Origin of the sequence: Aquimarina pacifica (assembly GCF_000520955.1) — a bacterium.
In the GTDB taxonomy this organism is placed as follows: Bacteria; Bacteroidota; Bacteroidia; order Flavobacteriales; family Flavobacteriaceae; genus Aquimarina; species Aquimarina pacifica.
The window spans coordinates 1-11,447 of the sequence record NZ_JACC01000025.1 but is presented as its reverse complement, the minus strand read 5'-3'; the positions used below and the strand labels follow the sequence as shown (position 1 = coordinate 11,447).

Here is an 11,447-nt window from a genome sequence, read left to right as displayed (position 1 = left end):
TTATACCGGAGTTGGTTTTATTGAACTAAAAAAAGCATCGATAGTTTTTTCTAATTTTTGAACCGTTAGCGGTTTTTGAAGATATATATTAATTTCGGGTATTTTATTTGCTATCTGTTCGTCATCTGGGTTTATACTGGTGGTAAGCATGGCAATTATAATTTTTTCTTTTTGTTCTAGGGGTAACTTCTTGTATTCGTCAATAAAATCCCAACCATTCATTCCTGGCATATTAATATCTAGAAATATGATTCCTGGCCTTGGAGAGTTTTCGCCAGATGTTGAATTGTTTAATTTTTTGAGATAATTAATTGCTTCGCGTCCATTATAATTAACTTTTACATCAACATCAAGGTCTGCTCGCTTAATAATTTTTTTATTTATAAAGTTGGTAATTTTATCATCATCTATAAGAACAATACAGTCTAATCCGGTAATTTTTTTCATCATAATTTTGTTTTTAGAATATAGGCACCAAATTGTTTTTTATTAAAAATTCATACTTCTCATTTTTTTTACGACCTCTTTTTTATAAAATTTTGTCGCTGCGATAGCATCAATTTATGTTTTTTACATCCAATTTTATTATTGGACTAAAGTTTTAGATAAAGGGTAATTACATTTGTTTTAACTGTCCTCTATATTATAAGGCAGAATAGTTTGATATGCTTTGACAATGTAATTGGGTAGGTTTATATGTTATTATAATCAAAGTCAATCTGGGGGATAGGTGACTATGATTTTTGTATGTCAGTTTTTAATTCTTTTGAACCAAAATTTGATTTTGGTGTTTTTATGAAATTGATTTAGTGTTAATTGTAAAGTAAATAGTTGTTCCTTGATCTGGTATTGACTTTAACCAGATATCACCATCATGTAATTCAACAATTTTTTTGCAATGCGATAATCCTATTCCCGAACCTGGGAATTTTTCTTTTGAGTGTAATTGCTGAAAAATAGTAAATATTTTCTGTGTAAATTTCATATCCATACCTATACCATTATCTTCTACACTAAAGACCCAGGTAAGATTTTTTTTTCTTGCCGAAATCCGGATAATGGGTTCGGTCTTATTTTTTTTGAATTTTAATGAGTTATTGATTAAATGTTTGAATAGTTGTTTTAGTTCATTTTTATGCCCTAATATATTAGGTAATGATTCGATCTTAAAATGTATTTTTTCTTTATATAATGAGGATGAAAGACATTCTTGTATAACTTCATTGATTAGTTGGTTACAATCAACTTTTTCTAAGATAGATTTTTGTCCCAATCGATTATAATCAAGAAGCTCTGCTATAAGCTCTTTCATTCGTTCTGTAGATTCATTCAGAAAAGAAAATATTTTGGTTACCTCATTGTTGAACAAGTTATTATACTCGGTTGTCAATATTTCTGTTAAACCTGTAATAGATTTTAATGGTTCCTGTAAATCATGAGAAGCGACATAAGTAAATTGTTCTAATTCTTTGTTTTTATTTTCTAGTCTTTTGATATAGTTTTTATGATTTTCCTCTGCTTTTTTTCTTTTGGTAATGTCAATAATAGAGGTCAGAATCATTTTTCCGAGTGTTGTTTCTATTGGATTAAACTGCACTTCTACCGGAAATTCGGTGTTATCTTTTCTAAGTGCACATAATTCATGCTCAATATCATTACTACTTTTGCTTGTTTTTTTTAGAAAAGACTGGATATAATTGGTGTGATTATTTGAGAATTTTCTGGGAAGTAAGATTTCAATACTTTTTCCGATTATTTCGTCTCGTTTATATGCAAATAACTTTTCAACATAAGCATTCATATACATTATATTTCCCAATGAATTAATAAGGATTAGTGCATTAGGAGATGCATCTAGCATTGCCTGAAAGGTAACTTCTGTAATTGTATCCACACCCTTGGTTGTACTCATAAACACCTAGTTTTTTTCATAAAAAAAATGCATAAAACTATTTTGACAATAATTTACAAGGGCAATTTTCTAAACAAGTTACAAAAATATGCAAAACGAAAAATGAGGGTTTCCGTAATCCTTATTAAATAGGATGCTATATTTTATTTTTTTTTGGATAATTTGTTGGTTTTGTGAGAATAAGCCAGCAAGTGATTTTCCTTAGAATATTGGGTAAAAGAAAATGCCTTGATATAGAATCAAGGCATTTTTGATCAGGGCAAGACACTAGAACGTTTATTTTGGTTAAACGTTTTAGTTTTTTACAACTTTATATACTTGTGTTGGGTTTTCATTTGTGTTTACTTGTATAATATATACTCCCGAAGGTACATTCTCTAGATTCTCTTTTACCTTTTGTTGAGATCCATCGAGTTGTGTATGTTTTATACGGATACCTCCAAGTGAATAAACATCAATGCTTCCTGATGTATATGAATTGGTAATATCAACTGTGATATCATCATAAATCACTGTAGGATACAAGTCTATCGAGATGTTATCTTTAATATTGCTTTTAGAAGCAATTGCATCCTCGGGGATACCATCACCAAAACAAATGTCTAGCTCAAAAGCATCATCAAAAAGACTTGTTAGGGTTGTGTTTCTTTGCAATACCTCAGAGAGAGAGGTGTTTTCAATTTTTCTTTTTGTACTTGAAGATAAGTAAGGATCATTTTTGTAATAGTAAAAATCTCCGTCTCTTAAATTTTCAAATTGTCTTGCTAACATAGCATTCATTGTTTTACCAAAGGATCCATCTTCAATTTGATCTTCAGATAGAATTCCTACCCATAAATCAATATTATCAATATCATTATACAATGATCTAAGGTTTCCGACAACGGTATCATTTGATGAAATATCTTCAAAATTTTCGGCTTTTTCTCCTGTATAATATGCTCTGGCGGCATTGTAATCTGGTAATCCATGGTCTCTACCTCTTTGAATATTTAAACTTGCCAAATCAATACCAAAACGTATTTCGTCATCTATATTCCCGAATAAAAAATCTCTAAGTACTTCATTAATTTTAGTATCTGTTTTGTATAATCTATGTACAGTAGCACCTTTTATAAATGCTTCTGGGCCGTATTCTACAAAAAGTTCTGGGTTAAAAAATGCCTCAACTAATTCAAATTCTCCAGGTCCCACTTCTTCACATTCATTGTCAACCACTACTACATCATCAGATACTTGTGTATGACCGAATCTAAAAGATGCCGTAGAAAATGTATTTACTAAGTCAGGTCTCACACGTTCATCATATCTTCTGTAACGTTTTAAATCCACACCCAAAGAAGGTAGAAACTCTTCATATGTAATTGCCTGAATTATACCTCCTACTTCTTTTCTTGCTTTTTGGTAGATTTCCTCATCATCTTCATATCCTTTGGCTATTAATTCATCACAAATTCTATTATGTTCTCTAAGAAAAACAGTTTGTAATGCAGTAAGAATTGTATTTTCTGATGCTCTATGATCTCCCGCAACAAAAACCTTATTTATACCGTCTGTGTCATCCATAATCGGAGCATTTGGATCTATTGCTCCGGTGATCTCACCATCTACTGTATTATAAGGTAGGTAGTCATTTTCTGAAGTTTTTAATTTTCCGTTTTCAAAAGTTCTAAGCCATGAAGCACGTTCTTCATCAGATCCGTATACTACAGATCCGTCTAGGAAAGCGGTATTGTTATTTAATTGCTCTCTTTGAGAATCTATCAGAACATATTCGCTTCTAAAAAAAGGAATTGCTTCGGTAAAAAGTTCCTCATCTTCGGGTAATTGTATTGGTGCGTATTCCGTTTGCCCGCTAGGTGTTGAGGTCATGTCATGATCTATAAATTGCCCCCAAAAATATAGCATAGTATTAAGTCCGCGTACATTAAATTGCGTAACGGGCTCGGCACAAACTAAGTTTGAAATTTCTCTGGGAGACGGTTTGTTATCATTATTTAGGGCATTGTTGGGATCCATAGAACCATAGGAAGCAGGTAATTCTCTATGAAAAATGATATTTGCAGCTCCCCATTCTTCATTTCTTTTGTTGTTATTGGTACCATCGATTGTTCTAAATTCGGATCGCCGAGATCCTCGTCCATTCCTATCTCTTGAGCCTCTGTTATTACGACTAGATTTTTGAGCATTGATTTTGTTGCTTGTAGTACCAAGCAGTGCATTACCAATTTTGGTTTTTGATCGCTGTTGCGCAAATATCTCAGAAGAGGGAATACTTGCCAGAATAAGAACTGCCGCTGTGGTTAAAGTCAGTTTTTTGAACATGATTTGTTTGTGTTAAAAGGTTATTATCGGTTTTAAAAGTTTATCTATTAGTTTGTTTACTTTTTTTTTGAGTCACATATCATCATGGTAAAGAACTTAATTAGTACTTTACATTATGTTATTATGTGATCAAATAAAATTGACACTACAAATTCAACCAACCTGATATCAAAATTTTTAGAGAACCATTGAAACTGGCTAGGGGGAGTACTTCTAAAAATATTGTGTATAAACCATTTTACAATTCATGTAATTGTACAATAACTGTATTAAATGATTTATGATACCTGTCCAAATAAATCATTATTTATGCATGAAATTCTTTACTTTTTTATTGTTTCTACTTGTAACTAAATGTAACTTTCTATAGATTTAGTTAGCTTCAAAAACAGAATAACAAACCTTAGTTTTTCATTGCTTTGTGAAAAATTAAGATTGATTTGGCACGCAGCAAATTTATGTGTTTTTGGAAAAGAGACTATTATATAATTATGACGAAAGTTTATATAATTCTGACTTTTTTCACCCATTTTACTGATATTAGTACTGTTTTTACAATGAAATAGGGGTATTTGGCTGAAATTTTATTTTTTTGTTAATTCGGCTAATTGTTTTCTAATACAACCAAATTAAACTTGCATATAGGTGTTAAGAGCCTTAGTATGAATGATAGTATTCGGCTTAAACAGAAGTTAATACATGAAAGAGCTTTGTATATATCTAATGTTTATTTTAAGCAGAAGGGTAATACGCTCATTTTGATTATTTACAAAAGAACATTTTTGATATTATTTTCAATATTCAATTTCTTCTAAATTGATAGGGATGTTTAGTTTTTTGTTTTCTAATTTTTTAAAATCAGAAGGTGTTTGTCCTGTTATTTTTTTGAATTGCCCTGATAAGTGAGCAGCACTACTATACTGTAATTTCCATGCAATTTGAGAAAGGGTAAGTTCATCATAAAGTAGTAATTGTTTTACACGTTCTATTTTGTGAATTATAATGTATTGTTGAATAGTAATATTTTTTGTTTTAGAAAATATTTTTGATAGGTAGGTGTAGTGCACTCCTAAGCGCTCACTTATGTAGTCAGAATATTTTACTTTTGGTAGTTCATCAGAGTAATAAATCATTTCGATTACCACACTTTTTATTTTTTCTATAAGTATAAGTTCTTTTTTTATAACTAATTCATAGTTGTTTTTGTGTAGTAATTCTTTTAATTCAGAATAGGTGTCAGGACAAAGGTGATTTTCTTCTATTTCTATTTCACCAATTTCTATCGTTTTGGGATGTAATCCAACTGTTGTAAGCAATCCTTTTACTTCGGTTTTTGATTGACTGCTAAGCATATTTTTGATAACAATTTTCATTTTTTTTTGGGGAGTAGAGGTGTTAGGTTTTAAAAATAGTTTTTACTTGTATTTATAAGAACGAAAATTAAAATAAAAAATTGTCAATACCCCCTCTACTATATCGTTATAGTAGGGAATTTAGGAAACAAAGGTTTTTATTTTAGCGTATTCGTATTTATTTGCCTTTTTGTTTAGTCCCCACAAGATATAAAAGAACCCCTGGACCAGATTTTAAGCGTCCAATTTCCCAGGTAAGATTATCTTTATTTTTTAGATTTTTTAGAAGTGCATTCATCTCTTTTGTAGAATATGTTCTCAACGAAGAAATAACCCCATCCCATAAAACAAATAATGGAACTATTGGGATCAGATATGTGAAAATAATTCGTCCTATTTTGAAAGGACGAATGAAGGGGGTCGTAAAAAACACAGTGATAGGAGAAAACAACATGGCTAGAATACTGCTAAATTTTTGCTCTTGCGCTTCAAAAATGGCTATCGAAGTATTTGAATCGATGGCATTTTGGAGTATTTTTTCTGCGTCTATTGGCTTAAAATGGTGAAAGGAAAGAAATAGTGTTCTTATTCCTATCAATTCTTTGGGAACATTTCTTGCGTCAATAGAAGTGCTTACATATTCGAAGTTGTCAGCTTGTTTTTTAGTGTACTCAAAAGCTGAGATGTTAGGGAAGTAATCCGTAAGTAAAATTTTTAGATTCGGATTCTCTTTTTTTAATTGCTCATTAAGCCATAGTAATCCACCACCACCGCCTGATGCTAGATCAATGATTTGATCTGTATTACTTTCTTGCAGTACTTTTTTGAGTATGGGTAATATCGGTTTATATAGTTTTGTCTTATTTGATAAAAACTGTAAGAAGTCTGTTCCGTAATTTCTAAGGAATATAGGAAACCATTTTTGATCTTCAAATTCGAACAAATGTATGCGCTTCATCTCTCTTGAATTTTTAAAATACGTTTATATATGTATATATTGTTGTAGTAAGCGTTTGTATTTAAGTAATATATAAAAAAAAAGCTTTTCAATACTTCTTAAATACAAACACTTCAAATAGTGATTAAACTACTTTTTTACACATATTTTTATATCTATTTAGAGACAGAAAATCCACGATCTCTCATCAAGGCTTCTATTTGTGCATCTCGTCCCCTAAATTTGCGATAGGCTTCTGCTGGATCAATTGCATTACGAGGTGCAAATAAGTATTTAACTAATTTATTAGCTAATTCTTTATCGTAAAAACCTCCTGGTGATTCTGCAAAAGCCTCGGCAGCATCAGATGTAAGAACATCTGCCCACATATATCCATAGTATGCTGTTGCATATCCTTCTCCCGAAAAAACATGGCCAAAATGTGGGGTGCGATGACGCATCACTAGTTCTTTGGGCATCTTGAGGGCAGTCAGGGCTTCTTTTTCAAAAGTGTCAATATCAATATCGGTTGGATCTGCCAAGTGAAATTTCATATCCATTAGTGCAGAGGCAAGATATTCTGTGGTCGCAAATCCTTGATTGAAAGTGGCAGCTTTTTTGATTTTATCAACAAGAGCTTTTGGCATGGGTTCACCTGTTTTATAATGAAGCAAATATGTGTTTATAACTTCATTTGTTGACAACCAACGCTCTAACAATTGTGATTGAAATTCGGTGTAATCTCTTACGCCACCATTGAGTGTAGGATATCTGACTTCTGATGAAAAGAAGTGCAATGCATGTCCGAATTCATGAAAAAACGTGGTGGCATCATCCCAGGATACCAAAACAGGTTCTCCCGGTGCTGGTTTAACAAAATTAGAATTATTAGATCCTAATACAGTTTTCTTACCATCAAAAGTAGTATGACTTCTATAGGTATTTGCCCAAGCTCCTGATCTTTTGCCTTCTCTAGCAAAAGGGTCAAGATACCACAATCCTATATGTTCTCCAGAAACCCTATTTGTAACTTCCCAAACCTTTACATCTTCATGAAATACAGAAACTTTTCCTTCTTCTATCGGATTGAATGAATAATTAAAAAGTTCACCGGCTACATAAAACATGGCTTCTCTTAGTTTATCAAGTTGAAGATACTCCTTAACCTCGTCAGAATCTAAATCATATTTTTTCTTACGTACTTTTTCTGCATAATATCGATAGTCCCAAGGTTCAATACGTATATTGTCCCCATTATCATCTGCTATTTTTTGCATATCACTAACCTCTTCTTTTACCCGAGAAATAGCGGCCGGCCAAACAGCATTCATTAATTTCATAGCATTGTCAGGGTTTTTTGCCATGCGGTTTTGCAATCTCCAACTGGCATAATTGTCATGACCTAATAATACTACTCGTTCTCTTCTTAATTTTAAGATTTTGGCAATATTATCTTTATTATCTTTTTCATCATTGTTATCACCTCTAGAGTAATAATTTTTCCACACTTTTTCTCTGAGTCCCCTTTCGGTAGAATAGGTTAGAAAAGGGTCCATAGAGGATCTTGTATTGGTTACTGCATACGAATCTTTATGCCCTCGATCTTCGGCTGCTTTTGCATATGCCTTGATTAAGGATTCAGAAAGGCCTCCTAATTGCTCTTTGGTTAAGTAGGTGGTGTACCCTTCTTCATCTGCCAAAATATTGTTTGAGAAATTTGTGTATAATGCTGATAATTCTTTGTCTATTTGAGCGTATCGTTTTTTCTTTTCATTATCTAATGCAGCTCCATTCATTGTAAAACTTTCATAGATTAAATGAACAACACGCTGCTGGTCTGGATCTAAAGGAGCTTTTTGAGAATTATCATAAACTGTTTTTATGCGTCTAAATAATTCTTCATTTTGGGATACTTTGGATCTGAAACTAGCTATTTTTGGAGCCATTTCTTTTTGAATTTCTCTAAATTCTGGAGAGGACATATTATTACTTAGAATGCCAAAATATGTAAAAACACGCTTAAGGGCAGATCCAGCCTTTTCTAGAGGAATTATAGTGTTTTCAAAAGTAGGGCTTTCTTGAGAGGTAGTAATTGCATCAATATCAAGTAAGTGAAGTTCCATTCCTTTTTCTAAGGCTGGTTTTACATCGTCAATGTTCATTTTGTCAAAAGCAGGTGTACCATTGTATGGACCTGTCCATTCTTGAAGTAGAACATTTATTTTTTCTTCAGATTTAGGTTTTTCCACGGTCTGTTTCTTTTGATTACAACTTGCTACGGTGATGAGTGTACAAAGTACGATTAGTTTACTTGTTTTATAAAAATGTTGAGTGTACATGTTGAGTTATTTTAATAGTATTCGCAATAATGTTATGAGTAAGGTTTGTTAGTCCTTACTGTAAAGATGTAACAAAAAAGTTTTTTTATTTTTTTTGGAGCTAATTTTAACTCAATTTTTGCTTTCCAACGTATTAATCTCTAATTCGATGTAAATTAATCGTATAAGTATATCCAATAGTGGGTTTGAAGTGTGAGATGTTTTTGATAGTTAAAAAGAAACTTCAATAGTTTCGCAATATGATACACCTATTGGGCATTCTGGAGTTTCTGTACTTACGCAAATCTCGTAAATACCGACATCTTCAAAAGTAAATTCTAGTATTTCGTTAGCGTTATTTTGAAATTGATTATCGATATTCCATGAGAAGTTTTCGTATTTTTCGACAATATTTTCGGGTACAGAGAATACATAAGTAGAAGTATCCATTTGATTTGTTTCGAATGTAATATCGATACAATTCGAAATAATAACCTCTAGATCTATACAGTTTTCTTGTGGTATCGAACAGTTATCAGTAAAGCCTGTTACACAAATTTCATAGATACCATCGGTCATAAACAGATATTCAAAACTAGAATTAGTTTCATTAACCAAAAGTTCATCATTAATAAACCATTGTATATCGGTTATACTATTTGCATCACTTTGTATAGAAAATCTATGTGTATTTATGTCAATTTCATTTTCAGAAAGTGAGATTTCATTACAATTTTCTATTTCACAGTCATTCATTATCTCATATAGACTAAAGTAGTTAAATACTTCCTCTTCATTTATTACCAGTGGAAACTGAAATTGTGGAATATATGTGTCGTCTTGTGATTCAATAAACTCACGAAATTCAGTAGTATTTTCAATATTTGTTTCATCACCTAGGTTGGTAAGCATGGTAATAGGGTATTCAAAATTAAAACAACTCTCAATTTTTTGTAGGATTGTACTTTTAAGCGTTGGGATATTACAAGTAGTAAACAAACCTGCCAAGTCAACAGTGTTTTGTAGGGTAGTCTCTTGATTGTTCACTGTAATATCGATAGGAAATGCAATGGCATTAATATAAAAGGTGCTTGATTGACTTTTCGCTATTTCCTCTAAGCCTTCGAAATCTTCAATACTTGTGATTTGGTTAGAGTTATAACTAACTTGAAGAGGGTAAGTAAAATCAAAGCAGTTTTGAGTATTGACAGTGTTAATTATAAATTCTTCATTTAAAAAAGAAGTAATCAATGAAGTTTCTGACACTATATCATCCTCAGTAAAAGAGAAATCAAATACATCTTCTTCAGAAACACAACTGTACATTAATAATACAGAGACAAAAAATATGAATGATATGTTGTTTAATTTTTTCAATTGATTATAAATGTATGCTTTTTTTAATAAATTGCTACACAGTATAAAATGTTTAGCACTGTGTAGCAATTAAGACCTTATATAAAGGTCTACCCTTCATGTCGATTAAAAATAATATCCCCAAAATAAAATTTTTACAGACACAATAAAAGGGATTTTAGATTCTTTGTTAAAGAGCTTCGTTCAAAAATTATTACTCGCTAATATTATCAATTGTAATTTCAACACAAGATTCTACACCCATTGGGCATTCGGGAGTTTCAGCAAATACACAGATGCCGTATTCACCATTAGAAGTAAAAGTATGTGTAAATTCTGAATCATTAGTATCTAATAGTTCATCATTGATATACCAAGAATATTTAATTTCTCCATCAGATTCTAGCGTTCTTTCGGCAAAGTATACCTGAGATATACTGGTATCACCATTATTCGCCATTTGATCAACAATAATTGACATGTCGCAACTGGTTTCTTCGCTAATATTATCAATTGTAATTTCAACACAAGATTCTACACCCATTGGGCATTCTGGAGTTTCAGCAAATACGCAGATGCCGTATTCACCATTAGAAGTAAAAGTATGTGTAAATTCTGAATCATTAGTATCTAATAGTTCATCATTGATATACCAAGAATATTTAATTTCTCCATCAGATTCTAGCGTTCTTTCGGCAAAGTATACCTGAGATATACTGGTATCACCATTATTCGCCATTTGATCAACAATAATTGACATGTCGCAACTGGTTTCTTCGCTAATATTATCAATTGTAATTTCAACACAAGATTCTACACCCATTGGGCATTCTGGAGTTTCAGCAAATACGCAGATGTCGTATTCACCATTAGAAGTAAAAGTATGTGTAAATTCTGAATCATTAGTATCTAATAGTTCATCATTTATGTACCAAGAATATTTAATTTCTTCATCAGATTCAAGCGTTCTTTCGGCGAAGTATACTTGAGATATACTGGTATCCCCATTATTCGCCATTTGATCAACAATAATTGACATTTCGCAACTGGTTTCTTCGGTAATAGAGGTTATATTAATAGTCTCGCAATATTCTACACCATAAGGACATTCGGGAGTTTCAGTAGAAATACATACTTCGTATTCTCCATTTTCTGTAAATGTATATTCAAGGGTAGTATCATGATCTTCTTGAAAAATCCCGTCAACAGACCAGAAATATTTTACATCATATTCAGAAATTAATTCT

The 11,447-nt window shown here is 31.6% G+C and carries 8 protein-coding genes; all 8 read right to left on the bottom strand.

What is annotated here, in order from left to right; all coding sequences use genetic code 11:
- A complete protein-coding gene (locus tag DZ60_RS0113140) occupies positions 1-450 on the bottom strand; it encodes a response regulator (protein WP_034229659.1) in 450 nt (149 codons plus the stop codon).
- Between the two features lie 343 nt (positions 451-793).
- Positions 794-1,912: a sensor histidine kinase gene (locus DZ60_RS0113135; RefSeq protein ID WP_025742527.1), complete on the bottom strand. Its 1,119-nt coding sequence runs from the start codon at positions 1,910-1,912 to the stop codon at positions 794-796.
- Between the two features lie 294 nt (positions 1,913-2,206).
- Positions 2,207-4,237, bottom strand: coding sequence for a peroxidase family protein (locus DZ60_RS23070; RefSeq protein ID WP_025742526.1), 2,031 nt, complete (start codon positions 4,235-4,237; stop codon positions 2,207-2,209).
- A 794-nt stretch (positions 4,238-5,031) separates the two neighbouring features.
- Entirely contained in the window at positions 5,032-5,610 is a 579-nt protein-coding gene (locus tag DZ60_RS0113125; RefSeq protein WP_025742525.1) for a helix-turn-helix domain-containing protein, read from the bottom strand.
- A gap of 157 nt (positions 5,611-5,767) precedes the next feature.
- On the bottom strand, positions 5,768-6,547 hold the full coding sequence (locus tag DZ60_RS0113120; protein ID WP_025742524.1) for a hypothetical protein: 780 nt from the start codon (positions 6,545-6,547) through the stop codon (positions 5,768-5,770).
- Between the two features lie 155 nt (positions 6,548-6,702).
- The gene (locus tag DZ60_RS0113115) at positions 6,703-8,865 is read right to left on the bottom strand and encodes a M3 family metallopeptidase (protein ID WP_025742523.1); all 2,163 of its coding nucleotides are present in this window, start codon (positions 8,863-8,865) and stop codon (positions 6,703-6,705) included.
- 210 nt (positions 8,866-9,075) lie between these two features.
- Positions 9,076-10,221 carry a hypothetical protein gene (locus DZ60_RS0113110; RefSeq protein WP_152537430.1) on the bottom strand — a complete coding sequence of 382 codons (1,146 nt, stop codon included), beginning with the start codon at positions 10,219-10,221 and terminating at the stop codon, positions 9,076-9,078.
- A gap of 193 nt (positions 10,222-10,414) precedes the next feature.
- The coding region (locus DZ60_RS23065) for a PKD domain-containing protein (protein WP_034229649.1) at positions 10,415-11,447 on the bottom strand (1,033 nt) is incomplete at its 5' end.

Excerpts from the sequence above, each read along its gene's own strand:
- DZ60_RS0113140 (WP_034229659.1), bottom strand. The coding sequence starts at position 450 with ATGATGAAAAAAATTACCGGATTAGACTGTATTGTTCTTATAGATGAT.
- DZ60_RS0113135 (WP_025742527.1), bottom strand. The coding sequence starts at position 1,912 with ATGAGTACAACCAAGGGTGTGGATACAATTACAGAAGTTACCTTTCAG.
- DZ60_RS23070 (WP_025742526.1), bottom strand. The coding sequence starts at position 4,237 with ATGTTCAAAAAACTGACTTTAACCACAGCGGCAGTTCTTATTCTGGCA.
- DZ60_RS0113125 (WP_025742525.1), bottom strand. The coding sequence starts at position 5,610 with ATGAAAATTGTTATCAAAAATATGCTTAGCAGTCAATCAAAAACCGAA.
- DZ60_RS0113120 (WP_025742524.1), bottom strand. The coding sequence starts at position 6,547 with ATGAAGCGCATACATTTGTTCGAATTTGAAGATCAAAAATGGTTTCCT.
- DZ60_RS0113115 (WP_025742523.1), bottom strand. The coding sequence starts at position 8,865 with ATGTACACTCAACATTTTTATAAAACAAGTAAACTAATCGTACTTTGT.